The following is a 22,149-nucleotide window of genomic DNA, read 5'->3' on the forward strand; positions in this document are numbered from 1 at the left end:
GGCCGGGGGCAGAGATGATCGACGACATGCTGGACAGGTTGTGCCCGATGCATGTTCGGCTGGGTCCGGACGGGGTGATGCGCCATTTCGGTCCGACCCTGCGCAAGATTCGCGGCGGGCAAAGCAGCGAGGGGCAGGCCTTTTGGGACATGGTGACCATAAGCCGGCCGCGCAGCGTGGACGGAATGGATGCGCTGCTTGACGCGGCGCGCCACGGCGGAACCCTGCGCCTGCGATTCCGTGACGATCCGGCCGCGGCGCTGAAGGGGGTCGTCGTGCCGCTCGATGACGGCGGCGCGGTGGTGAACCTGTCCTTTGGCATCTCGGTGGTGGATGCCGTGCGCATACACGGGCTGTCCGCCGGTGACTTCGCCCCCACGGACCTGGCGATCGAACTGCTATACCTCGTCGAGGCCAACGCCGCGGCAATGGAGGCGTCGAGAAAGCTGAACCTGCGCCTTCAGAGCGGCATGATCGCGGCGGAAGAACAGGCCTTTACCGACACGCTGACGGGGCTCAAGAACCGGCGCGCGCTGGATCACATTCTTGCCCGCCTGTCCGAGAGCGGGGAAACCTTCGCGCTGATGCATCTGGATTTGGACTTTTTCAAGCAGGTCAACGACACCTACGGCCACGCGGCCGGGGACACCGTTCTGCAGCGGGCGGCTCGGGTGATGGTCGCGGCGACGCGGGAACGGGATGCGGTGGCGCGGATCGGCGGGGACGAGTTCGTCCTGATCTTTCCGCGTCTTGTCGATCCTGACAAGCTCGCGATGATTGCCAGGCGCCTGATCCAGGGGCTGGAAGAACCGATCCCGGTTGGAGAGCAGACTTGCCGGATCTCGGCCAGCATCGGCATCGCGATTCGACAGGACAGCGAAGAGGCGGCCGAGGATCTGTTGCACCGGGCGGATATCGCGCTTTATGCGGCCAAGCGCGCGGGGCGCGGACGCTTTCGTGTTGCGGGGGCCGGGGACACCGCCGGGGTCGATGACGCCACGTTTTCCCATGACGGCGACTGACGCACAAAAAAGGCGGCCGGCGTGCCCGAGGGTTACGGCCGCGGCGCAACCGTGACCGACTGGCGCAACGTGCCGTCAGCGGCATCGAAAATCAGGATGCGGTCGTCATCGGTCACCACCGCGACCCATCCCCGCCCCACGGTAAAGGCTTGGGGCTTGACGCCCTCGGGCAGCGTGATCACATCGGGCAGGACCATCGCGTCGCGTTCCGGCCTGTCATTCAGGCGGATGACAAACATGGCGACGATCATTATGAACCCCAGAATCATCACCGCCATCAGCGCCGTCACCATGCGGCGCAGCAGGCGCAGATTGCCGGGTTCCGGCGCGTCGGGATCGGGCAGGTAAGAGGAAGCCATGGGCAGCCGCATCGTCACTTTCACCGTCGCGGCCAATCCGCCGCCCCGCCTTGATAAGGCGCTTTCGCGCGATGTGCCAGAGACGGCGGCGCTGTCGCGCACGCGCCTGGCGCGGCTGATCGCTGATGGCGCGGTGCGTATCGACGGCGCGGTGGTGACCGACGCCAAGGCCCGCGTTGCGGAAGGGGCCGAGGTCGAGATCGCCGTGAAGGAGGCCGAGGACAGCCATATCGGACCCGAGCCGATCCCGCTCGAGGTGGTGTTCGAGGATGACGACCTGATCGTCGTCAACAAGCCCGCCGGCATGGTGGTGCATCCCGCACCGGGCACGCCGTCGGGCACCCTGGTCAATGCGCTTTTGCATCACTGCGGGGGCAACCTGTCCGGCGTCGGCGGGGTGAAACGGCCGGGCATCGTGCACCGGATCGACAAGGATACCTCGGGTCTGCTGGTCGTGGCAAAGACGGACGCCGCCCATCAGGGACTGGCCGACCAGTTTGAGGCCCATTCGGTCGAACGTTATTACCGCGCGATCTGCTACGGCCTGCCGGATGCCAACGATCCCCGCCTGCGCGGGGTGCGGGGGGCGAGTTTCGAGCCGGGCAACATCCTGCGGCTGACCACACGGCTGGCCCGACACAAGACCGACCGGCAGAGGCAGGCCGTTGTGTTCCACGGCGGCCGCCATGCGGTGACCCGCGTGCGCGTTGTCGAACCGTTCGGCGCGCGCCCCGTGGCCGCCCTGGTGGAATGCTGGCTGGAAACCGGCCGCACGCACCAGATCCGCGTTCACATGGCCCATGCCGGCCATGGCCTGATCGGTGATCCGGTCTATGGCGGCCGGCGCAAGCTGGCGGCCACCGCCGTGACGCCGGAGGCCGCCGAGGCCGTCCGCGCCTTTCCGCGCCAGGCCCTGCACGCCGCCGTGCTGGGCTTCGTGCATCCGTTGACCGGCAAAACCCTGCGGTTCGAGGCGCCCCTGCCACGCGACATGGCCGATCTGATCGCCGCGCTGCGCGGCCCGGCATGATCTCGCGCCCTTGCAACAAACAGCACATGCGCGTGAACGCACCGTTTCGTGGCTTTCAACGACTCTCGGCGCCGCATATCGTTGGGATCCCCCTTGAAGACGGGGTATTGTTGACCCATATGCTATGTTAAGTCCTTAAACATACGGGAGGGACATGACGTCCATGGCGAATTACGCAAATCTTCCGGCCCCGACGCCCGAGGGCGGTCTGAACCGCTACATGCAGGAAATCCGCAAGTTTCCGATGCTCGAGCCGGAAGAGGAATACATGCTGGCCAAACGGTGGGTAGATCATCAGGACACCGAGGCCGCGCACAAGCTGGTCACCAGCCATCTGCGGCTCGCGGCCAAGATCGCGATGGGGTATCGCGGCTATGGCCTGCCGCAGGCCGAGGTGATTTCCGAGGCCAATGTCGGCCTGATGCAGGCAGTCAAGCGGTTCGACCCCGAAAAGGGGTTCCGGCTGGCCACCTATGCGATGTGGTGGATCCGCGCCTCGATTCAGGAATATATCCTGCGGTCGTGGAGCCTGGTGAAGCTGGGCACCACCAGCGCGCAGAAAAAGCTGTTTTTCAACCTGCGCAAGGCCAAGGCGCGGATCGGCGCGCTCGAAGATGGCGATCTGCATCCCGACAAGGTCAAGCAGATCGCGACCGATCTTGGCGTGACCGAAGACGAAGTCATCGGCATGAACCGCCGCATGTCGGGCGGGGATGCATCGCTGAACGCGACGGTGGGCAGCGACGAAGACGGCGCGATGCAGTGGCAGGACTGGCTGACCGACGAAAACGCCAACCAGGCCGCCGAGTTCGAAGAGCGCGACGAGCTGGAGGCGCGGCGCGAATTGCTGGCGCAGGCGCTGGATGTTCTGAACGACCGAGAAAAGGATATCCTGACCCAGCGCCGTCTGGCCGACACGCCGGTCACGCTGGAAGAGCTGAGCAAGCAATACAATGTCAGCCGCGAACGGATCCGCCAGATCGAGGTGCGCGCCTTCGAGAAGCTGCAGAAGAAGATGCGCGAACTCGCCCGCGAAAAGGGCATGCTGGAAGACGCCTGAGGGGGCTGCATCCTCCCAGGACCCTCGGGACCCCGCCTGTCAGCCGACAGGCGGGGTTTTTCGTCGGGCCGTCAGGATCCGGCGCCCAGCCGCGCCCGCAGCACGCGCACCATGTTGCCGCCCGCGACCTTTCGGATCTGCGCCTCGGTCAGGCCAGCATCCAGCATCGCCTGGGTGAGCGCCGAGAGTTCCGAGGTGTCAAAAGCCGTTTCCACCGCCCCGTCGAAATCGGAGCCCAGCGAGACGTGATCCTCGCCCAGAAGCGCGATCGCGGCCTTTATGGTGGCGGCGATGCCCGCAGGGCTTTCGTCGCAGGTCACGTCGCGCCAATATCCGATCCCCACCACGCCGCCGGTTTCGGCCACGCGTTTCATCAGGTCGTCGGGGATGTTGCGGTGTGCCTCGCAGTGGGAATGGATGCCGGTGTGGCTCAGCACCAGTGGAATGTCGGTCATCTCCAGCACCTCTTCAACCACGCGGGTCGAGGAATGCGCCACGTCCAGGATCAGAGGCCGGCGGGCGACCTCGCGCACCACTTGCCGGCCGAAATCGGTCAGACCGTTGTTGGCACGGCTGTGTAGCGTGCCGCCCAGTTCGTTGTCAAAGAAATGCTGCAGCGCGATCAGGCGATAGCCCTTGTCCACCAGCCGGTCGAGATTTTCGATGCGGCCTTCCAGCGGGTGCCCCCCTTCGATGCCGAGGATACCGCCTACGATCTTCTCGCCGCGGGCCTTCGCCTCCAGCACCGTTTCGAGATCGGCGGCGGTCTTGATGATCTTCAACCGCCCGGCCGAGCGGGCCTCGAAATCATGCAGCTTGTCGGCTTGATGGGCGGCGCGTTCGTAAAGCGAGGTCCAGGTGCGGTGCGGCCACATCTGGGCAACCGCCAGCAGCGTGATGTTGTCAAAGGCATCCGGATCGTTGTGGTCATAGTTCAAGCCCGCAGGACTTTTGGTCACTGCGGTAAAGACCTGAAGCGCCACATTGCCTTCGATCAGCCGTGGGATGTCCACCTGTCCGCGCGTGCCGCGTTCGGTAAGATCGCGGCTCCACAGCAGGGGATCGGCGTGCCAGTCGCCGACGATCAGGCTGTCATGCAGCGCCTGTGCCCTGTCCGACACCGGGTAGGGCGCGTGGTCCAAGACGTTGTTTCTTGCGTCCTCAACATAGGCCGGAACGAACCCGAAGAACACGATCCCGCCGATCGCGACCCCGATCAGCAGGAAACGGCCCAGCCATTTTCCGAAACTGCGCATGAATGCCTCCCTTTTGCCTTGCCCGGCAGGGTAGGGGGGCGACGGCAATGGGAAAAGGGTGACTTTACGTCCGCCGTTCAGAGCGACAGCAGCAGCTCCTTGAGCTGGGGTTCCTGCACCATCTCGGCGGCCTTCTTGGGCGACACCCATTTGCGCTTGCGCTGGCCGGCTTCGGGATACTTGGTGGCAAGACCCTTGACCTTGACCGGATAGACGTCGGTTTCCACCGGCACCGTCGAGCCGTCCTTGAGCAGCTTGAGATAGCGGTAATGGCCGATCGGCTTGCGCGCAGTCAGGCGGCCGGTGACGCCGGCCTCTTCCCACGCCTCCTGCAGCGCGGCCTTGGCATCGCTGCGGTCCTCCATGGGCCAGCCCTTGGGAATGATCCAGCGCCCGGTGTCGCGGCTGGTGATCAGCAGCACCTGCTTCCTGTCGTCCTTCTTGCGATAGCACAGGGCCGCCACCTGCTGCCTCTCGGGGCGCAGCGCCATTGGCTGGACGGCTCCCTGCCACTCGTTCTTGCCCATCTTTCCCATCGTGAGGACTGCCGGCCTCGGTTTGCCTGTTGTGGTTCTGGCAACTGGGGGCAGGATACGCTGTTGACGGGTCGATGCCAACGCGAAACCGCATCGGCGCGGTGCCCGAGCGACGGGGACTTTGCGGGTGTTCGTCGGGGTCAGGCTGCCAGCTTCTGCGCTGGCCAGAGTTGGGGATTCGCCTCGAGTTCGAGCCCGCCTGCATAGATCACGTGCGACCGGTCGAAGATCAGATGATGCGTGATGACCCGGCATGGACCCAGCGCACGCACGAATTCGCCGTCGATCAGGTCATCGGCGCGTATCATGGCCTGCCCGGTCCCGCGCAGGGCCCGCGCCCGCCAGTCGCGGATCAGGATCCGCTGCCCGACCGGCAACACCAGATCGGTTTCGGGGCGCATGTCCCCCAGCGATCCCGCCGCTATCCCGACCATGTCCACTGTCTGTTCGTGCCGGATCAGGGATTTGAGCCGAACCATCCCGGCGTCCCGCGTCAGAATGCGGTCGTCTTCGCACAGGAATTCGACAGGTAGTTCCCCGTCGCCCGTGAGAACGACGGTGGTCGCGACAAGGCCGGTTTCGATGGGCGGAACGGAGACGGTGCGCAGCTGGGCGCGGTTCTCCGCCAGGCGCCCTTGCAGGGGGCTGGTCATGGTCATCTCGCTCGATTTGCCTGTTCATTTTTTCTTCAGGATTAGGGCAGAATTCCGGCAATGTCGCGGACATTCTTTGCCGGAGGCGGCAGGATGTGCGCGATGGGATGAACGATGGGATGAACACCGGTGGCCAGAAACCAGAACGGGCGGCGCCCGAAGGTGCCGCCCGTTCCCGTGGTTCGGTCCGACTGGATCAGTGCGCGTGACTCTTGTCCCAGTCCTCGCGCTTGGGGAGCGTCTCGAAGGTGTGCTCCGGCGGCGGCGAGGGCAGGGTCCATTCCAGCGTATCGGCGTATTCGTTCCAGTAGTTGTTTTCGGTTACCCGGGCGCCGCGGAACAGCGCATAGAGGATGATGCCGAAGAACAGGATGAATGAGGCGAAGCTGAGGAACGCGCCCATCGACGAGATCTTGTTCCAGTAGGCAAAGGCCTCCGGGTAGTCGATATAGCGGCGCGGCATGCCCTGACGGCCGAGGAAGTGCTGCGGGAAGAAGGTCAGGTTCACGCCGATGAAGAACAGCCAGAAATGGACCTTGGCCCAGAACTCGTTGTACTGCCGGCCGGTCATCTTGCCGAAGTAGAAATAGACCCCGGCAAAGATGCAGAAGGCCGCGCCCATCGACATGGTATAGTGGAAGTGGGCGACCACGTAATAGGTGTCGTGATAGGCCCGATCCACGCCGGCCTGGCTGAGCACGATGCCGGTCACCCCGCCGATCGTGAACAGGATCAGGAAGCCCAGCGCGAACAGCATCGGCGCGCGGAATTCCAGACTGCCGCCCCACATGGTGGCGATCCAGCTGAAGATCTTCACGCCCGTGGGCACCGCGATGACCATGGTGGCCAGCATGAAATAGGCCTGCTGACGAAGGCTCAGGCCGACGGTGTACATGTGGTGCGCCCAGACGACGAAGCCCAGAGCGCCGATCGCGATCAGCGCCCAGACCATCGGCAGATAGCCGAAGACCGGCTTGCGCGAGAAGGTCGCGAAGACGTGGGAGATCAGACCGAAGCCGGGCAGGATCACGATATACACTTCCGGATGGCCGAAGAACCACAGGATGTGCTGATACAGAATCGGGTCACCGCCGCCGGCCGGGTCAAAGAAGGTAAAGCCGAAATTGCGGTCCATCAGCAGCATGGTGATGGCGCCGGCCAGAACGGGGAGCGACAGCAGGATCAGCCAGGCGGTGACGAAGATCGACCACGAAAACAGCGGCACCTTGAACAGGGTCATACCCGGTGCGCGCATGTTCAGGAAGGTGGTGATCATGTTGATCGCGCCCAGGATCGACGAGGCGCCCGACAGGTGGACGGCAAAAATCGCCAGATCCATCGAGTAGCCGCCTTCGGTGGTGGAAAGCGGTGGATACAGAACCCAGCCCACGCCCGAGCCGAGCTGGTCGTTGCCGCCCGGCGCCAGCAGCGAGGCCACGCCCAGCGACGAACCGGCGACATAGAGCCAGAAGCTGAGGTTGTTCATGCGCGGGAACGCCATGTCCGGCGCGCCGATCTGCAGCGGCATGAAATAGTTGCCGAAGCCGCCGAACAGCGCGGGAATCACCACGAAGAACATCATCAGCACGCCGTGATAGGTGATCATCACGTTCCACAGGTGCCCGTTCGGGGTGCATTCGGCCGAGCTATCGGCAAACAGCCGCGCACCTTCAAGGCACATGTGCTGGACGCCCGGCTCCATCAGTTCCAACCGCATGAAGACGGTGAAACTGACTGAAATCAAACCCAGAATCGCCGAAACGACCAGGTATAGGATGCCGATGTCCTTGTGGTTGGTGGACATGAACCAGCGGGTGAAGAACCCCCTGTCGTCCTCATGTCCATGAATGGCTGCGTCCGCCATTAGGTCCCTCCTGTCATGTTCGAACGCGCGCCGGGACACCAGCGCACGGATTTTCACAGCGTTTTTAAAAGGTCAGGTCCGGTGCATCAATGGCGGAATTTGATCTGGATCAAGATAAATTGCCGCGCCCGGCTTGACGCAAGTCAATCGAGACAGGCCGCGGCCCGACCTTGACGCTGCGCCGCGCCAGGCGCACAACTCGGGCGACGAAAACTGCAAGGAACCTCCGATGACCTATGATCCCGACAACATCTTTGCCAGGATCCTGCGCGGCGAGATCCCGTCCACCCGCATTTACGAGGACGACGACACGCTGGCCTTCATGGATATCATGCCGCGCGCCGACGGACATTGCCTGGTGATCCCCAAGACGCCCTGCCGCAACATTCTCGATGCCTCGCCCGAGCAGTTGGCGGCAGTCATCAACACCGTGCAGAAGATGGCGCGGGCGGTGATGAAGGCCTTTGACGCGGGCGGGGTGACGATCCAGCAGTTCAACGAGGCGGCCGGCGGGCAGGAAGTGTTCCACCTGCATTTCCACGTTCTGCCCCGGCACGAGGGCGTGAAGCTGCGCCCCCCTGGGCAGATGGGCGACATGGAGGCGATTGCGCGGCACGCTGAAAGGATTCGCGCGGCGCTGGACTGATCGGAGGGCGGATCGGGCCGCGCCACCACGGTCGGCCGAAAGGGGGCGGGATGCCGCATGATCATCACCACCATGTGCCCGCAGATGCCGGGGATGCCCGCATCGCCTGGGCGGTGGGCGTCAATGTTGCGCTGACGGTGGCGCAGGTGGTGGGCGGCATTCTGTCCGGGTCGCTGGCGCTGATCGCGGATGCGCTGCACAATCTGTCCGACGCGGTTTCGCTGATCATCGCCTTCGTCGCCCGCCGCATCGCCCGCCGTCCCGCCGACGGGCGGATGAATTTCGGTTATGGCCGGGCCGAAGCCGTGGCCGCGCTGGTCAATTTTACCACGCTGGTTCTGATTGCGCTCTATCTGGTCTACGAAGGCCTCTGGCGCATCGCCCGGCCCGAGCCGGTGGAGGGCTGGCTGGTGATCTGGGTCGCCGGGATCGCGCTGGCGGTCGATCTGGTCACCGCGGCGCTGACCTGGTCGATGTCGAAATCCAGCATGAACATCCGCGCGGCCTTTCTGCACAACCTGGCCGATGCGCTGGGTTCGGTTGCGGTGATCGTGGCGGGCGCGGCGGTGGTCCTGTGGGGCTGGACCTGGGTCGATCCCGCGGTGACCCTGCTGATCGCGGGATACATCCTGTGGCATGTCCGGGCCGAAATCCGGCCGGTGATCCGCCACCTGATGCTGGGCAGCCCCGAAGGCCTGGACGCCGAAGAAGTGGCCCGTGCCATCGAGGCCGATCCCGATGTCGCCGGCGTGCATCATCTCAGGTTGTGGTCGATCGGCGAACACGAACCCGCGCTGGATGCGCATCTGGTGATCGCGCCCGGCGCATGGGCGCATGCCGATGCCGTCAAGGCAAGGATCAGGGCCGATCTCGGCACACGGTTCGGCATCCGCAAAATGACACTGGAGATCGAATGTTCCGCCCATGCCTGCGCGACCCCGCAGAGGATCGGCGGATGAAATTGCCGCCACGGCTGAACCGCGGCGGCAGATACGAATCAAACACCACTCACTCACTTAAAGTAGTCTCATTGTGTGCGCCAATTGCGCGGGGCGCATGACCCATTTGGGTCAAAAACGCGTTTTTCCCGCGCAGCCAGTTGACTTTATCCGTTCCCGCGCGAAATTTCCCGATGTTGACGGCAGTTCCATCTTCGCCCACCCGGGCAACTGCCGCAGGAGAGCCGCGCGGCAACCCATGGCGGGTGCAGGGGCAGGGAGGATACGCGCATCGACGGCGACAGACGATTTGGCGGCCCGCATCCGGCGACGCGGGATCAGGTGATCGCGGCGATCTACGAAGCCGTGATTCGCCCGGGGCGGTTCGGTGCCTTTCTCGAGATCTGGCGCGACCACATCTCCGAGGTTCTCGCCGCGCCCGTCGATCTCGACAAGACCGGCCCGGAGATCGAGATCGACCCGGAACTGGCCGCCCATTTCAAGCGCGCCCATGAAATCCTCGACCGCCTGGGGCGGAGCCAGCCCGAGGCCGGTTTGGCGGATCGCGTGGCGCGGTCGGGCGGGTTCGTCATGGTTGCCGATGGCCGGGGGCGTGTCATCTCGGCCGGGGGCGAGGCTCGCGCGGCGCTGGGGGGATCGGACCGGATTGCAGCGCTGGAAGTCACACTGTCGGCGCGATCGAGGTCGGTCTTGGAGGATTTGGTGGCGGGGTTGCGGGACGGCGCGTTCGAGACAGACGCGCGGGTTCTGATCCGCGAGGACGCCCCCCGCCATCTGATCGCGCGTGCCGAGCCCGGCGAGGAGCCGCTTCTGGTCATCGAGGCGCTGGATTATCACTGGGGGCCGCAGGCCGAACAGATGCTGACCGACAGTTTTGGCCTGTCGCGAGCCGAGGTCGGCGTGGTGCGGGGGCTCATGGCGGGGCTTTCCCTGCGTGAAATCGCGGGTCAGACCGGCCGGTCGGAGCATACCGTGCGCAATCAGGCCAAGTCGGTTCTGGCCAAGACCGGCGCGCCGGGTCAGACGGATCTGATCCGGCTGGTGGCTTATCTCATAAAGACGGAACCGGGCGCGACACCGGGCGGCTCGGGACGGGAGCCGTTGCAGTCGCAGATCATGGAAATGAAAAGCGGGCTGAGGATGCAGGTGCTGTCGGTCGGGCCGGCGGATGGATACCCGCTGATCTTTCTGCACGGCATGCAGGACGGCGTGTCGCCGATCGAGGCGTTGCACCGGCGGTTCCACGACAGGGGGTATCGGGTCATCGCGCCGGTCCGCCCCGGGTTCGGGCAATCCGATCCCGTCTCGGACGCACGAAAGGCCCTTGATATCTTTACGTCGCATGTCGCCGAGATGACGGAGCGGATGGAACTGCATCGTCCGGTGATTCTGGCCCATTTGGGCGGCGCCATTTCGGGACATGTCCTGACCGGACTGCTTCACGGTCGGACGGCCGGCATGGTGGTCGTCGGAGGGGCCGTCCCGATCATCCGGCGGCGGGATCTGAACAGCATGGCCGCCTATCAGCGGTCGGCGGCCTATACGGCGCGCTACGCGCCCGCGCTGTTGCCCATGGTTCTGCGGCTGGGAATGGCGCAGATCGACAGCCGGGATTTCGACGACCTCGTGCACGGCATCTTCCCGCCCGGGTCGCATGATCATGACGTGATCCGGCGGCTGGATCTCGTGGGGTGGATCCGGTCGGGCTATTGCTTTTCGGTGCAGCAGAGTTATCTGGGGTTTCTGGGCGACGCGCATTTCGCGGTCAGGGACTGGCGGTCCCTGATCCCGCAGCCGGCGGCGCCGGTGATCCTGCTGCATGGCGCCCGAGACCCGGTGATCACGCCCGAGATGGCTCGCGCCTTTGCCGAGGGGCGCGACAATGTCGATCTGCGGCTCATCAAGAACGCGGGGCAACTGATCGTCTATGAACATCCCGATCTTGTTCTGGACGCGCTGGACGAGCTGACCGGGCGGGCGGCCGCGTCGAACTAGGCCGGGCGGGCAGGTCGGTCAGGCGCCGTCCTTTGCTTCGGCAAAGATGGCGTCGAACTGGCGGCGCAGCGCCACGTCGAGATCCGCCATCGTGACCGGAAGGCCCAGATCGACCAGGCTGGTCACCCCGTGTTCGGTGATGCCGCAGGGCACGATCCCCGAGAAATGCTCCAGATCCGGGTCCACGTTGATCGAGATGCCATGGAAGCTGACCCATTTGCGAAGTCGAATGCCGATCGCGGCAATCTTGTCCTCGCGCAGCCCGCCGGTGGCGGTGGGCGGCTTGTCGGGCCGTTCCACCCAGACGCCGACGCGGCCTTCGCGGATGTGGCCGGTGACGTTGAACTCGGCCAATGCGGCGATCACCCAGCGTTCCAGCTGCTGCACGAAGCGGCGCACGTCATGTCCGCGCCGCCCGACATTCAGCATGACATAGACGACCCGCTGGCCGGGGCCGTGATAGGTGAACTGGCCGCCGCGGCGGGTCCGGTAGACCGGAAAGCGGTCGGGGGTCAGCAGATCCTCGCGCCGGGCGCTGGTGCCGGCGGTGTAGAGCGGCGGATGTTCGAGCAGCCAGACGCATTCCTCGGCCTCGCCCGCGGCGATCCCGGCCACGCGGTCCTCCATGAAGGCGACCGCTTCGTCGTAATCCGTCAGCCCTTCGGAGATGATCCATTCAACCATGCCGCCTGCTTATCCGGTCCCGCCGCGCGGGAAAAGAGGCAACCACCGGCGCGGGTGTGCACGCGTAGATTGACGGTCCTGATTTGCGTTTTGCCTCTTCACAAGCTCTTCGGCCTGGTCTATACGCCCGAAACACCGAGCCAGACAGTGCGGTCGTGGCGGAATTGGTAGACGCGCAGCGTTGAGGTCGCTGTGGGGTAACACCCGTGGAAGTTCGAGTCTTCTCGACCGCACCATTTCTGGGCCGGATCCCCGGAAATGACAGAAGAAATGGTCCATGCGGGCCGGGGCTGACGCCGCTTGTCCGGCCCGATTTCCGGTTTGGAAATTTCCGTCTCTGCGCGAAAATACAGCCCCAAAAGAAAAGCGCGCCGCGAAGGGCGCGCTTTTTTCCGGTGAAGCCTTGCTGCTCAGGCGGCTTCGGCCTGGGCGGCGGCGTTGCGGCGTTCGCTTTCCTCGCGCGACAGCGCGACCGAGGTGCGCACACCGCGGGCGACGAATTCCATCAGCCCCTTGACCACGCGCTCGTTGGGATCGATGCCGGCACAGCTCAGCACCTCGCGCCCGTCACGCGACCGGGCCCAGCGGGCGATCTGCTCGGGGCCATTGCCGTATTTCTTGTCATCGGCGATGGCATCGTCCAGCGCGGCCAGAACGACGGCCGCGAACAGTTTGCGGGCACGGTTGCCTTGTTCGTTGTTGAAGGCGGTGCCGTCAACGAAATCTTTCATCTCGTTACCCTTGGTCTTATTGCTCTTGCATTTTCCGGCGTGGCGACGCTTATGACCGATCCCGCGTGATTCGGATACCCCAAAACTGCATGGCTACGTTGCGTCAGGCGCATAGCTTGCTGCGGTTGCGAAACGAGATATCGTTGTCTTGTCAGGTGCGGTCCCGCCAGATATAGGAGCGCCCAAGCGATCATCAAGCATATGCAGAAGGATTAATGCGTCATGGCCAAGATCAACGGCAACGAGATCCGGCCCGGTAACGTGCTTGAGCACAATGGCGGGCTGTGGGTCGCGGTCAAGGTCGATCACGTCAAGCCGGGCAAGGGCGGCGCCTTCGCGCAGGTCGAGCTGCGCAACCTGCGCAACGGGTCCAAGGACAACGTGCGGTTCCGCTCGGCCGACAAGGTCGAGCGTGTCCGGCTGGAACAGAAGGACCAGCAGTTCCTGTATGAAAACGACGGGATGCTGGTTTTCATGGATCAGGAAACCTTCGAGCAGATCGAACTGCCGGCGGAAATCCTGGGCGAGCGCCGCCCGTTCCTGCAGGACGGCATGGTGGTGCAGATCGAATATTACGAAAGCGAGGCGCTGAACGCGACGCTGCCGCAAAAGGTCACCTGCAAGGTGGTCGAGACCGAGCCGGTGGTGAAGGGCCAGACCGCCGCCAACAGCTTCAAGCCGGCGGTTCTGGACAATGGCGTGCGGGTGATGGTGCCGCCCTTCGTCGGCCCGGACGAGGATATCGTGGTCAATACCGAAACCTTCGAATACGTCGAGCGCGCCTGAGGCGCGATCCGCGCGATCGGGGCCGGGCGGCTGTAGGGCTGTCCGGCCTTTTCCTTTGCCAATTACCGCGCGTCCCGGCGGGGCTGTTCGAACAGATCGCGCAGCAGGTCGTATTTCACCCGGTTGGCGCTGACCTGCCGGTAGAAGGCGATCAGAAAGGCGGTCGGCCCCTGGATCCGCCCAGCCCCATGGTCGCCGCGACCACGGTGCCGACATCCGTTTCGCCTCGCAGCACCAGCCAGCCGCCCAGCATCAGCACCGCCACCATCCCCGCGCCGTTGATCGCGCTGAGCAGAAACTTGGTCGAAAGCTTCCAGAGGAACATGCGGCGGCGGGTTTCGTAGATGCGGTCGAAATCCTCGGCCACCGCGCCGGAGATGCCGCGCGGATCCTGCGCCGTGATCCTGTCGGTGGTGGCGCGCAGCACCCGGACCCGTTCGGCCAGCAGCGCGTTGACCTTTTTCTGCGAGAGATAGACCAGCACCACCTGCGGCAGGATCATCGCCAGCGCGATCCCGCCCAGTCCCGGCTGGGTCGAGGCGATATAGCCGATCACGCTGACGAGCGTGCCGATCTGCACCACGGGTTCGGAAAAGGCGCTGCCGGCGAATTTGCCAAGCTCTTCGGCCTCGGCCGAGATCGCGGTGGTCAGCGTGCCCAGCGGCACGCGGTTCTTTTCTCCCTGTTCCCGCGCGCGCTGCACGAGGCGATTGCGGATCAGGCGGATCACGTCCTCGCCCAGAATGCCCGAGCGATAGCCCGAGATCCATTTCAGCGAGAGACTCAGCAGGATCGCCAGCGACATGCCCGCGCCCAGCAGGAACAGCTCACGCGGCTGAATGTCGCCTTCGGTCAGCAGGTTGATTATGTCGCGCTGGAACTCCAGCGGCACCGCGGCAAGCGCGGCGATGGCGATCGACAAGAGGATCAGGACGATCTGGCGTTTTCCGCTGACCCGCCAGATGGCGGCATAAAGGGCGATCAAGGCTGACCTCGTGCCGAGAGGTTTCGTTCGGCCCAAGTCTTGGCCCGGACGCGGCGAAACCGCAAGCCCGCCGCCGTGCCCGTCAGAGCAGCCGGATCACCGCATCGCCCGCGCGCATCGCGCCCGTTGCCCGGTCGAAGCGGAGATGGGCGATGCCTTCGCCGCCCGCGCAGGTGTAGAGAGTGCCCGCCGGTTTGCCATCGGCGGTGATTTCGGTGCCCGGCGGCGGAGCGGTGTCATCGACGCTGACCCTCCGCAGGCCCTTGCGCAGCTCGGTCTTGTGTTTCATCCGCGCGGTGACTTCCTGCCCGACATAGCAGCCCTTGCGGAAATCGACGCCGCCCAGACGCTCGAACCCGGCTTCCAGGATATAGGTGTCGGGGGTCAGCTCGATGCCGGATTCGGGGATGCAGTGGCGCACGCGGATCGCGTCCCAGTCGGTTCCGTCGTCGGTCTCGGGCGCGGGGGTATAGGCGCGCCAGCCCATGTCCGGGTGGCGCGGATCGGGCAGGGCGCCTTGGGGCGCGGGGCCGGTGCCCCGCTGGACGTGCAGCGCGGTCGGCTCGATCGTCACGTCGGCGCGCAGCTTGTACATGCCCAGTCGCTGCGCCAGCGCGTCCGCCAGCGGTTCGGCCACGTCCAGCAGCACGTCCTCGCCGTCGCGGACCAGGAAGAAGTCCGCGATATACTTGCCCTGCGGGGTCAGCAGGGCGGCATAGACAAGACCCCGGTCCAGTTTCTTGACATCGTTGGTGATGAGCCCCTGAAGGAAGGTCATCACGTCGGCCCCTGTCAGGCGGAGGATGCGGCGCGTATCGGTCATGTTCGTGTTCCCTGCGTTTCCCGCCCCGTGATATAGGAAACGCCGCCACAATGAACAGGGGAGCCGCGGATGCGCGCCGGGCTGAGTGTCGTCATTCCCACGCTGAACGCCGCAGATGCGCTGCCGGACTGCCTGTCGGCGCTCTATCCCGGCGTCCCGGCGGGGCTGATCCGCGAACTGATCGTGACCGACGGAGGCTCGACCGACGCGACCCGCGAGATCGCCGAGGCGGCCGGGGCCGAGATCGTGACCGGCCCGCCCTCGCGCGGGGGACAGCTGCGGCGGGGCTGCGCGGCTGCGCGGGGCGACTGGCTGCTGATCCTGCACGCCGATACGGTGCTGTCGCCCGGCTGGGTCGCGGCGGCAGAGGCGCACATGGCCCGCCCCGGATCGGGGCCGGCCGCGTTCCGGCTGGCCTTTCGCGCGACGGGGGCGATGCCGCGCTGGGTGGCGGGCTGGGCCAATCTGCGCACGCGGGCCTTCGGGCTGCCCTATGGCGATCAGGGCCTGCTGGTGCGGCGGGCCGATTACGACCGGGCGGGCGGCTATCCCGATCAGCCGCTGATGGAGGACGTGGCGATCGCGCGCGCGCTTTCTCGGAACCGGCGCGGGCGATTCACGCTGTTGCCCGCCTGCGCCGCGACCAGCGCCGAACGCTACCTGCGCGAGGGCTGGCTGAAACGGGGCGGGCGCAACCTCTGGACGCTGGCGCGGTATCTTGCCGGCGCATCACCCGAGCGGCTGGCCGCGTCCTACCGGAAATAGCGCGTCAGCCGAACACCTTGCGCGCCAGCCGCCGCAGCCAGGACGGGTTCGGCGCGGCCATCTGTTCGACATGTTCGGCCAATGCGACCGATCCCTGCGGATCGACCAGCTCCCGGCCTTCCTGGAACTGCAAGTGATAGAGGTCGGCATAAAGCCCGCCGCGGGCCAGCAGTTCGTCATGGGTACCTTCGTCCACCACCCGGCCGCGATCCATCACCACGATCTTGTCGGCGTTGCGAATGGTTGACAGACGGTGGGCAATGACGATGGTGGTGCGCCCGCCCGACAGCCGGTCCAGCGCCTCCTGCACCACCTGTTCGGACTGCGCATCCAGCGCGCTGGTGGCCTCGTCCAGAAGCAGCACCGGCGTGTCCCGCAGCAGCGCCCGGGCGATCACCACCCGTTGCCGCTGCCCGCCCGAAAGCGCCGAGCCGCGCGGGCCGACGCGGGTGTCCAGCCCCTTTTCCAGCTTGGGTAGGAAGTCCGACACGTGGGCCGCGTCCAGCACCCGCTGCAATTGCGCGTCGCTGACATCGGTGCGCCCCAGCAGGATGTTTTCGCGCAGGGTTTCGTCGAACAGCGTCGCCTCCTGGCTGACAACGGAAAACAGGTTGCGCAGATCGGTCAGGGCCATGTCGCGCACGTTCACGCCGCCGACCTTGACCCTGCCGGCCTGCGGATCCACCAGCCGGGTGAGCAGGTTGAACACGGTCGATTTGCCCGCCCCCGAGGCACCCACCAGCGCCGTGGTCTTGCCGGCTTCGGCGTGGAGGGTAAGGCCACGCAGCACCTGCGCGTCGCCATAGGACAGCGACACGTTCTCAAGCGCGATGTCGGGCAGGCCTTTCGGCGGGGCAACCGGGTTTTCGGGAGAAACCAGACGGATCGGCGCCTCCATCAGCCCCTTGAGCCGTTCCAGCGCGGCCGCGGCCACCTGCCAGACCCCGCTGACCGCGGCGAGCCGGCGCATCGGGTCAAAGGCCAGCCCGATCGCGGTGAAGAAGCTCATGAACTGGCCCACGGTCTTGTCGCCGTCGATGATCTGCGAGCCGCCGTAGAGCAGCACGCCCATGAAGCCCAACCCCGCCATGATGTCGATGATGCCCGTCATCCCGGCCGATCCGAACGCCGTGCGAATCCCCGATCGGACGAATTTTTCCGTGTCGTCGGTAAAGCGCCGCACCTGGTAGTCTTCGAGATTGTTGAGCTTGACCGGAACGATGCCGTGAAAGATCTCGTCCAGCCGTGTGGCCAGCGTCGCGCCCAGGTCGCGGGCCTGTGCCGCCTTCTTGCGGATATAGCGTTGCGCCCATGCGATGGGGGCGAGCGCCAGCGGCACGCCGATCAGCATGACAAGCGTCCAGCGCCAGTCCACGTTGATCGCCACCCCCAGAAGCACCACAAGAGACACCGCATCGCGCCCCGCGCCGGTGATGATCGCGCGCCAGACCTTGTTGACGGCCTCGACATCGGTCTGGATCCGCTGGATCAGGTAGCCCGGCGGATGGTCCTGATGGAACGCCGTGTCCTGCCGGATCAGGCGTTTCAGCAGGTCGAGCCGCAGCGCGGCCCCCACATTCTGGGAAATCCGCACCAGCAGCACCTTTTGCGCGACGCTGGACAGGCCGCGGGCGGTGAACAACAGAAAGAAGGTAAGGCTGACCCAGACCAGCGCATCGGTATTGCCGGCCACGAAGATCAGGTCGAACATCGGCTGCATCATGTAGCTGACGCCGCCGATCACGCCGCCTTCGATCAGCATGAACAGCCCGGCCAGCAGCATCAGGCCGACATGCGGGCGCAGATAGCCGCGCCACAGCCACAGCGCCAGATCGCGCGAGGACGCGGGTTTCCGGCTCATCCGAGCGTGCCTCGGCAGGGGCCGGGCGGGGAGGCTGGGCGGGTCGTCATGGCCGGCCCATTTAAGCCCACCGGCCCACCCGCGCAAGGCAAAGGAGGAAAGTCGGGCGCCGCGAAAAGGTTACGGAAAAGGGTATGGCATTCCGCCATTTGACGCCGGGGAAAAGGCCGATACTGTGCGCCGGACGCGAGCAAAGGCGAATCCATGTCCGACGATCCGACCCTGTCCCAGGGGCGCAGCTATCTTGCCATTCCCGGCCCCTCGGTCATGCCCGAGGCTGTGCTGCGCGCCATGCACAGATCGGCGCCCAACATCTATGCCGGCGAGCTGATCGAAATGACGCACGGCCTGATCCCGGATCTCAAGCGCGTGGCGCGGACCGATCACGATGTGGCCATTTACATCAGCAACGGTCACGGCGCATGGGAGGCCGCGCTGGCCAACGTGCTGGCGCCGGGCGATGCCGTCCTGGTGCCCGCAAGCGGCCGGTTTGCCCATGGCTGGGCCGAAATGGCGCAGGGGTTGGGGGCCGAGGCCGAGATCCTCGATTTCGGCAAGTCCGCGCCCTGGGATCTGGACCGGATCGGCGAGGCGCTGCGCGCGGATACCGGGCACCGCTACAAGGCGGTGCTGGCGGTGCATGTGGATACGTCCAGTTCGGTCCGAAACGACATCGCCGCCTTGCGCGCGGTGATGGACGAGGTCGGGCATCCGGCGCTCTTGATGGTCGATTGCATTGCTTCGCTGGGCTGCGACCGGTTCGAGATGGACGCCTGGGGCGTGGACGTGATGGTGACGGCCAGCCAGAAGGGGCTGATGGTGCCGCCCGGTCTGGGCTTTGTCTTTTTCAACGACCGTGCAGCCGCGGTCCGTGCGGCGATGCCGCGGGTCAGCCGCCACTGGGACTGGGCGCCGCGGGCCAACCCGGAAGAGTATTACCAGTATTTCAACGGCACCGCGCCCACCCATCACCTTTACGGCCTGCGCGCGGCGCTGGACATGATCCACGCCGAGGGGATGGTGCATGTCTGGGTCCGCCACGAACGCCTGGCCCGCGCGATCTGGGCGGCCTGCGAGGTCTGGGGGCAGGGCGGGCCGTTGGAATTGAACGTGGCCGATCCGGCCTTTCGCAGCCACGCGGTCACCGCGCTGCGCATCGGCGCACCCCACGGCACCGCGCTGCGCGACTGGGTCGAGCGCAATCTCGGGCTGACGCTGGGCATCGGTCTGGGCATGGCGCCGCCGGGCGATCCGGCCTGGCACGGGTTCTTTCGGCTGGGCCACATGGGCCATGTCAACGGCCACATGATCCTTGGCCTGCTGGGCGGGATCGAGGCCGGGCTGACCGCGCTGGACATTCCGCATGGGCGCGGCGCGGTGGATGCCGCGGCGCAAGTGATTGCAGGGGCGGCATAAAGGGAGAGCGAAAAGGCCGGCAACTTCGCCGGATGTCAATCTCATTCAAGTATATGATCGACAGGACGCAGATGTTTCACCTGTATCTCATTCTTCACCTATTCATCGGGGCCACGTTGTCGGGGATCGGAATCGTTGCGGTTCTGTTGTCCGGGGTTGCGGGAACGGGCGCCTTGCTGGCGGCGATCGGGCTGGGCTTTGCCGTGGCCTTTCCGGTGGCGCGCGTCGTGGCGCGGAACTTGACCGGAAAATAGTGCCGCATCGCGACCCGCGACAATGCGATACAAAGTATTACGCATTTTCCCTGTTTCGGAGGTCGTTCTGCGCATACATGGCGGCCGTTGAAACTACGGATGCTGGAATTTCCGGGCCGAGTGACACAGGGAAAACATGCCCATGACATGAGCGCTTTGCGCAAGCCCGGCGGATCTGACCGCCTATCCCGTCAGCGGTGGCCCGGAAGGGGCTACTGCAAATCTTTGTTCGACATGCATTGCTCAGATCGATGGGGCGCCGGATCCCAACCACTGGCGTTGCCTGGCCTCGTCCATGTGGTCCGAGGAACCGGCAGTGCAGGTTCTGGCGGCGCGGATGCTGGGGCGGTTGTCCGATCACGATTGGGCCCGCGACCTGGCCGATCAGCTTTGGCTGGACGATGAAACGCGCGCATGGGCCGACAATGTGCAAGTATCGGTCGAGCATCGCGACAGCAACGGCGCCGTGCTTGCCCAAGGCGACACGGTGGTGCTGAACAAGGATTTGCCGGTGAAGGGCGCCGGCTTCACCGCCAAGCGCGGCACTGCGGTGCGCAACATCTCGCTGGTTGCGGACAGCCCCGAACATATCGAAGGCCGGGTCGAGGGGCGGCGTATCGTGATCCTGACGAAATTCGTAAAGAAACGTTGACGCGGCAACAGGTGTCAAGAAGAGGAGATAGTCGATGACCCAGTCATATTCCCGCCTGCAGATCGTGCTGCACTGGCTGACCGCCGTTCTGACCGCCGTTCAGTTCCTGTCCGATGATCCCGTGGGCGAGGCGTTCCGCCAGATGATGCGCGGGATCGAAGTGACTTCGGGGCCGGGCGTCGCCGTGCACGTCTACGGTGGTATCGTGATTCTCGCGCTGGTCGTGTGGCGTCTTGTTCTGCGCCTGGTCCGGGGCGCGCCCCAGCCGCCCGAGGAGGAATCCGAACGCCTGAAGCTCGTGGCGCAGCTCACGCACTGGGCGCTCTATGCCGCGATGGTCCTGATTCCCGTGACGGGTCTGACCGCGTGGTTCGGCGGCATCGGCGCGTTTGGCGAAGTGCACGAGGTTCTTGGCAACTTCCTGTTGTTCCTGGTCGGCCTGCATGTGCTGGGCGCGATGTATCACCAGTTCATTCTCGGGACGAATCTGATCGCCCGAATGCGGCCTTGAATCCAGCAGACAGGGAAATTGCGGGCCGGCGCTGCGCGCTGGCCCGTCAGGTTCGGGGGTCGGCAGCCCGTGAGGCCGTCGCCGCCCGTTCGGCCGTTCCGACCTGGCCGATCTTTTTTGCGAAAGTCGAAAAAAGTTTTGCTGCGGCCTACGTTTTCGGCTTGACCCTTCGGCGCTGCTCGCCTAAATCGCCCCTCGTCTCGGCGGAGTAGCTCAGCTGGTTAGAGCAGCGGAATCATAATCCGCGTGTCGGGGGTTCGAGTCCCTCCTCCGCTACCAAGCCCTCCATTTAATACATTGATTTAACCGGTGTTTTTGTGGAACAGAAAATGCTGTACCATCATTGATCCCATCACCCGATCAGCGCCATCGTCACCTGGGAGCCTTACTTAACACTGGTGTGCCCCCACGGGGTGGTCCGGTTCGATTGTTAGTGCATGATCGGTCTCTGGTCCATTGGGATGAAGCTTTCCGGCGCGGGTGGACGGTAGCCCAATGCGCTGTGTGGCCTGACGGTGTTGTAGTGGATCCGCCATTGCTCGATCAGGATTTGGGCTTCGCGTAGGCTGTAGAAGATTTCGCCGTTGAGCAGTTCGTCCCGGAACCGGGCGTTGAAGCTTTCGCAGTATCCGGTCTCCCAGGGTGATCCTGGTTCGATGTAGGCGGTCTTTGCCCCGACTGCGGCGATCCAGTCGCGCACCTTTTGGACGATGAACTCCGGCCCATTGTCGGACCTGATGTATTCCGGCGGCCCACGCAGAATGAACAAGTCGGTCAGTGCATCCAGCACGTCCGTGGAGTTGAGCCTGCGATCAACGCGGATCATGAGCGCCTCCCTGGTGTATTCATCGATGATGTTCAGGCTACGGTAGGCCCGCCCATCGGTAAGCGGTGCGCTGGTCACACTGGATTTGCGTAGTTCCAGGGCAGGAGTTCTTCGATCCGGGATTGCTTATGGCCATTGATGATGGCGGTGAGGGTGCCGGTCAGCCAGGCGTGGGGATTGACGGTGTTGAGTTTGCAGGTTTCGATCAGCGACGCCAGCATCGCCCAGTTCTGGGCGCCGGCATCGTGACCGGCGAAGAGGGCGTTTTTCCGGTTTAGAGCTATGGGGCGGATGGTGCGTTCGACGGTGTTTGAATCGATCTCGATGCGGCCGTCGTTCAGGAACAGGGTCAGCCCGTCCCAGTATTTGGCGATGTATTTGAGGGCCTCGCCGAGCGGGGATTTGGCAGAAACGCGGGCGCGGTGGGTGGTAAGCCAGGTCTCGAAGTCGCCGATGACCGGCTTTGACCTTTCTT

Annotated in this window: 23 protein-coding genes, 2 tRNA genes and 1 pseudogene; 14 read left to right on the plus strand and 12 right to left on the minus strand. The window is 64.9% G+C overall.

What is annotated here, in order from left to right:
• The first annotated feature begins 14 nt into the window (after positions 1–14).
• Positions 15–1,022: a GGDEF domain-containing protein gene (locus C4S70_RS11385; RefSeq protein WP_104008259.1), complete on the plus strand. Its 1,008-nt coding sequence runs from the start codon at positions 15–17 to the stop codon at positions 1,020–1,022.
• Between the two features lie 32 nt (positions 1,023–1,054).
• On the opposite strand, the gene C4S70_RS11390 is transcribed toward C4S70_RS11385, so the two are convergent.
• The gene (locus C4S70_RS11390) at positions 1,055–1,381 is read right to left on the minus strand and encodes a DUF6476 family protein (protein WP_104008225.1); all 327 of its coding nucleotides are present in this window, start codon (positions 1,379–1,381) and stop codon (positions 1,055–1,057) included.
• Between C4S70_RS11390 and C4S70_RS11395 the strand changes: the two genes are divergently transcribed.
• Together C4S70_RS11395 and rpoH are read left to right on the plus strand one after the other, a co-directional pair.
• Positions 1,380–2,411: an RluA family pseudouridine synthase gene (locus tag C4S70_RS11395; RefSeq protein WP_104008226.1), complete on the plus strand. Its 1,032-nt coding sequence runs from the start codon at positions 1,380–1,382 to the stop codon at positions 2,409–2,411. The genes C4S70_RS11390 and C4S70_RS11395 overlap by 2 nt on opposite strands.
• A gap of 163 nt (positions 2,412–2,574) precedes the next feature.
• Positions 2,575–3,471, plus strand: a complete 897-nt coding sequence (gene rpoH, locus C4S70_RS11400) for an RNA polymerase sigma factor RpoH (protein ID WP_104008260.1) — start codon at positions 2,575–2,577, stop codon at positions 3,469–3,471.
• A gap of 71 nt (positions 3,472–3,542) precedes the next feature.
• Here the strand turns inward: rpoH and C4S70_RS11405 are convergent, their stop codons facing one another.
• From C4S70_RS11405 to C4S70_RS11420, 4 genes are all read right to left on the minus strand, one after another.
• Positions 3,543–4,727, minus strand: a complete 1,185-nt coding sequence (locus C4S70_RS11405; RefSeq protein WP_104008227.1) for a dipeptidase — start codon at positions 4,725–4,727, stop codon at positions 3,543–3,545.
• Between the two features lie 77 nt (positions 4,728–4,804).
• On the minus strand, positions 4,805–5,254 hold the full coding sequence (locus tag C4S70_RS11410) for an NUDIX hydrolase (RefSeq protein WP_327315451.1): 450 nt from the start codon (positions 5,252–5,254) through the stop codon (positions 4,805–4,807).
• A gap of 149 nt (positions 5,255–5,403) precedes the next feature.
• Positions 5,404–5,916, minus strand: coding sequence for a Hint domain-containing protein (locus C4S70_RS11415; protein ID WP_104008261.1), 513 nt, complete (start codon positions 5,914–5,916; stop codon positions 5,404–5,406).
• A gap of 196 nt (positions 5,917–6,112) precedes the next feature.
• Positions 6,113–7,780: a cytochrome c oxidase subunit I gene (locus C4S70_RS11420; RefSeq protein ID WP_104008229.1), complete on the minus strand. Its 1,668-nt coding sequence runs from the start codon at positions 7,778–7,780 to the stop codon at positions 6,113–6,115.
• A gap of 229 nt (positions 7,781–8,009) precedes the next feature.
• Between C4S70_RS11420 and C4S70_RS11425 the strand changes: the two genes are divergently transcribed.
• The 3 genes from C4S70_RS11425 to C4S70_RS11435 all read left to right on the plus strand — a co-directional run bounded on the left by C4S70_RS11425 (position 8,010) and on the right by C4S70_RS11435 (position 11,380).
• Positions 8,010–8,426 (plus strand): HIT family protein, encoded by a 417-nt coding sequence (locus tag C4S70_RS11425; protein WP_104008262.1) that lies wholly within the window; start codon positions 8,010–8,012, stop codon positions 8,424–8,426.
• Positions 8,427–8,476: 50 nt separating this feature from the next.
• Positions 8,477–9,385: a cation diffusion facilitator family transporter gene (locus C4S70_RS11430; protein ID WP_104008230.1), complete on the plus strand. Its 909-nt coding sequence runs from the start codon at positions 8,477–8,479 to the stop codon at positions 9,383–9,385.
• 321 nt (positions 9,386–9,706) lie between these two features.
• Positions 9,707–11,380: an alpha/beta fold hydrolase gene (locus C4S70_RS11435; protein ID WP_104008231.1), complete on the plus strand. Its 1,674-nt coding sequence runs from the start codon at positions 9,707–9,709 to the stop codon at positions 11,378–11,380.
• Positions 11,381–11,398: 18 nt separating this feature from the next.
• On the opposite strand, the gene lipB is transcribed toward C4S70_RS11435, so the two are convergent.
• Entirely contained in the window at positions 11,399–12,064 is a 666-nt protein-coding gene (gene lipB, locus C4S70_RS11440) for a lipoyl(octanoyl) transferase LipB (RefSeq protein WP_104008232.1), read from the minus strand.
• A gap of 149 nt (positions 12,065–12,213) precedes the next feature.
• Here lipB and C4S70_RS11445 point away from each other — a divergent pair.
• A tRNA-Leu gene (locus C4S70_RS11445) sits at positions 12,214–12,300 on the plus strand.
• Between the two features lie 174 nt (positions 12,301–12,474).
• Here the strand turns inward: C4S70_RS11445 and C4S70_RS11450 are convergent.
• Positions 12,475–12,795, minus strand: a complete 321-nt coding sequence (locus tag C4S70_RS11450; protein WP_104008233.1) for a DUF6280 family protein — start codon at positions 12,793–12,795, stop codon at positions 12,475–12,477.
• 222 nt (positions 12,796–13,017) lie between these two features.
• On the opposite strand from C4S70_RS11450, the gene efp reads away from it, so the two are divergent.
• Positions 13,018–13,581, plus strand: coding sequence for an elongation factor P (gene efp, locus C4S70_RS11455; protein WP_104008234.1), 564 nt, complete (start codon positions 13,018–13,020; stop codon positions 13,579–13,581).
• A gap of 151 nt (positions 13,582–13,732) precedes the next feature.
• Here efp and C4S70_RS11460 read toward each other — a convergent pair whose 3' ends face one another.
• Together C4S70_RS11460 and ygfZ are read right to left on the minus strand one after the other, a co-directional pair.
• Positions 13,733–14,566 carry an ABC transporter transmembrane domain-containing protein gene (locus C4S70_RS11460; RefSeq protein WP_235003808.1) on the minus strand — a complete coding sequence of 278 codons (834 nt, stop codon included), beginning with the start codon at positions 14,564–14,566 and terminating at the stop codon, positions 13,733–13,735.
• An 82-nt stretch (positions 14,567–14,648) separates the two neighbouring features.
• On the minus strand, positions 14,649–15,389 hold the full coding sequence (ygfZ, locus tag C4S70_RS11465; RefSeq protein ID WP_104008235.1) for a CAF17-like 4Fe-4S cluster assembly/insertion protein YgfZ: 741 nt from the start codon (positions 15,387–15,389) through the stop codon (positions 14,649–14,651).
• A 69-nt stretch (positions 15,390–15,458) separates the two neighbouring features.
• On the opposite strand from ygfZ, the gene C4S70_RS11470 reads away from it, so the two are divergent.
• The gene (locus C4S70_RS11470; RefSeq protein ID WP_104008236.1) at positions 15,459–16,154 is read left to right on the plus strand and encodes a TIGR04283 family arsenosugar biosynthesis glycosyltransferase; all 696 of its coding nucleotides are present in this window, start codon (positions 15,459–15,461) and stop codon (positions 16,152–16,154) included.
• Positions 16,155–16,158: 4 nt separating this feature from the next.
• Here the strand turns inward: C4S70_RS11470 and C4S70_RS11475 are convergent, their stop codons facing one another.
• On the minus strand, positions 16,159–18,015 hold the full coding sequence (locus tag C4S70_RS11475) for an ABC transporter ATP-binding protein (RefSeq protein WP_104008237.1): 1,857 nt from the start codon (positions 18,013–18,015) through the stop codon (positions 16,159–16,161).
• Between the two features lie 204 nt (positions 18,016–18,219).
• Between C4S70_RS11475 and C4S70_RS11480 the strand changes: the two genes are divergently transcribed.
• The 5 genes from C4S70_RS11480 to C4S70_RS11500 all read left to right on the plus strand — a co-directional run bounded on the left by C4S70_RS11480 (position 18,220) and on the right by C4S70_RS11500 (position 21,127).
• On the plus strand, positions 18,220–19,431 hold the full coding sequence (locus C4S70_RS11480) for a pyridoxal-phosphate-dependent aminotransferase family protein (RefSeq protein ID WP_104008238.1): 1,212 nt from the start codon (positions 18,220–18,222) through the stop codon (positions 19,429–19,431).
• A 32-nt stretch (positions 19,432–19,463) separates the two neighbouring features.
• Positions 19,464–19,685 (plus strand): CTP synthetase, encoded by a 222-nt coding sequence (locus C4S70_RS11485; RefSeq protein WP_146064208.1) that lies wholly within the window; start codon positions 19,464–19,466, stop codon positions 19,683–19,685.
• A gap of 175 nt (positions 19,686–19,860) precedes the next feature.
• Positions 19,861–20,337, plus strand: a complete 477-nt coding sequence (locus C4S70_RS11490) for an alkylphosphonate utilization protein (RefSeq protein ID WP_235003811.1) — start codon at positions 19,861–19,863, stop codon at positions 20,335–20,337.
• 34 nt (positions 20,338–20,371) lie between these two features.
• The gene (locus C4S70_RS11495; RefSeq protein ID WP_104008240.1) at positions 20,372–20,848 is read left to right on the plus strand and encodes a cytochrome b; all 477 of its coding nucleotides are present in this window, start codon (positions 20,372–20,374) and stop codon (positions 20,846–20,848) included.
• Positions 20,849–21,050: 202 nt separating this feature from the next.
• A tRNA-Met gene (locus tag C4S70_RS11500) sits at positions 21,051–21,127 on the plus strand.
• A 151-nt stretch (positions 21,128–21,278) separates the two neighbouring features.
• Here the strand turns inward: C4S70_RS11500 and C4S70_RS11505 are convergent.
• A pseudogene (locus tag C4S70_RS11505) lies at positions 21,279–21,731 on the minus strand (integrase core domain-containing protein); the annotation flags it as partial.
• A gap of 17 nt (positions 21,732–21,748) precedes the next feature.
• Positions 21,749–22,149 (minus strand): IS66 family transposase (locus C4S70_RS11510; RefSeq protein ID WP_146064209.1); only part of this gene is annotated, 401 nt, incomplete at its 5' end.

The sequence above is a fragment of the Jhaorihella thermophila genome, assembly GCF_900108275.1.
Taxonomy (GTDB): Bacteria; Pseudomonadota; Alphaproteobacteria; order Rhodobacterales; family Rhodobacteraceae; genus Jhaorihella; species Jhaorihella thermophila.

What these genes read in the sequence shown, in the direction of transcription:
- efp (WP_104008234.1), top strand. Translation starts at nt 13,018, where the DNA reads ATGGCCAAGATCAACGGCAACGAGATCCGGCCCGGTAACGTGCTTGAG.
- C4S70_RS11415 (WP_104008261.1), bottom strand. Translation starts at nt 5,916, where the DNA reads ATGACCAGCCCCCTGCAAGGGCGCCTGGCGGAGAACCGCGCCCAGCTG.
- C4S70_RS11430 (WP_104008230.1), top strand. Translation starts at nt 8,477, where the DNA reads ATGCCGCATGATCATCACCACCATGTGCCCGCAGATGCCGGGGATGCC.
- C4S70_RS11485 (WP_146064208.1), top strand. Translation starts at nt 19,464, where the DNA reads ATGTCAATCTCATTCAAGTATATGATCGACAGGACGCAGATGTTTCAC.
- C4S70_RS11480 (WP_104008238.1), top strand. Translation starts at nt 18,220, where the DNA reads ATGTCCGACGATCCGACCCTGTCCCAGGGGCGCAGCTATCTTGCCATT.
- C4S70_RS11450 (WP_104008233.1), bottom strand. Translation starts at nt 12,795, where the DNA reads ATGAAAGATTTCGTTGACGGCACCGCCTTCAACAACGAACAAGGCAAC.
- C4S70_RS11410 (WP_327315451.1), bottom strand. Translation starts at nt 5,254, where the DNA reads ATGGGCAAGAACGAGTGGCAGGGAGCCGTCCAGCCAATGGCGCTGCGC.
- C4S70_RS11475 (WP_104008237.1), bottom strand. Translation starts at nt 18,015, where the DNA reads ATGAGCCGGAAACCCGCGTCCTCGCGCGATCTGGCGCTGTGGCTGTGG.
- C4S70_RS11405 (WP_104008227.1), bottom strand. Translation starts at nt 4,727, where the DNA reads ATGCGCAGTTTCGGAAAATGGCTGGGCCGTTTCCTGCTGATCGGGGTC.
- ygfZ (WP_104008235.1), bottom strand. Translation starts at nt 15,389, where the DNA reads ATGACCGATACGCGCCGCATCCTCCGCCTGACAGGGGCCGACGTGATG.
- lipB (WP_104008232.1), bottom strand. Translation starts at nt 12,064, where the DNA reads ATGGTTGAATGGATCATCTCCGAAGGGCTGACGGATTACGACGAAGCG.
- rpoH (WP_104008260.1), top strand. Translation starts at nt 2,575, where the DNA reads ATGGCGAATTACGCAAATCTTCCGGCCCCGACGCCCGAGGGCGGTCTG.
- C4S70_RS11470 (WP_104008236.1), top strand. Translation starts at nt 15,459, where the DNA reads ATGCGCGCCGGGCTGAGTGTCGTCATTCCCACGCTGAACGCCGCAGAT.
- C4S70_RS11420 (WP_104008229.1), bottom strand. Translation starts at nt 7,780, where the DNA reads ATGGCGGACGCAGCCATTCATGGACATGAGGACGACAGGGGGTTCTTC.
- C4S70_RS11395 (WP_104008226.1), top strand. Translation starts at nt 1,380, where the DNA reads ATGGGCAGCCGCATCGTCACTTTCACCGTCGCGGCCAATCCGCCGCCC.
- C4S70_RS11495 (WP_104008240.1), top strand. Translation starts at nt 20,372, where the DNA reads ATGACCCAGTCATATTCCCGCCTGCAGATCGTGCTGCACTGGCTGACC.
- C4S70_RS11390 (WP_104008225.1), bottom strand. Translation starts at nt 1,381, where the DNA reads ATGGCTTCCTCTTACCTGCCCGATCCCGACGCGCCGGAACCCGGCAAT.
- C4S70_RS11385 (WP_104008259.1), top strand. Translation starts at nt 15, where the DNA reads ATGATCGACGACATGCTGGACAGGTTGTGCCCGATGCATGTTCGGCTG.
- C4S70_RS11425 (WP_104008262.1), top strand. Translation starts at nt 8,010, where the DNA reads ATGACCTATGATCCCGACAACATCTTTGCCAGGATCCTGCGCGGCGAG.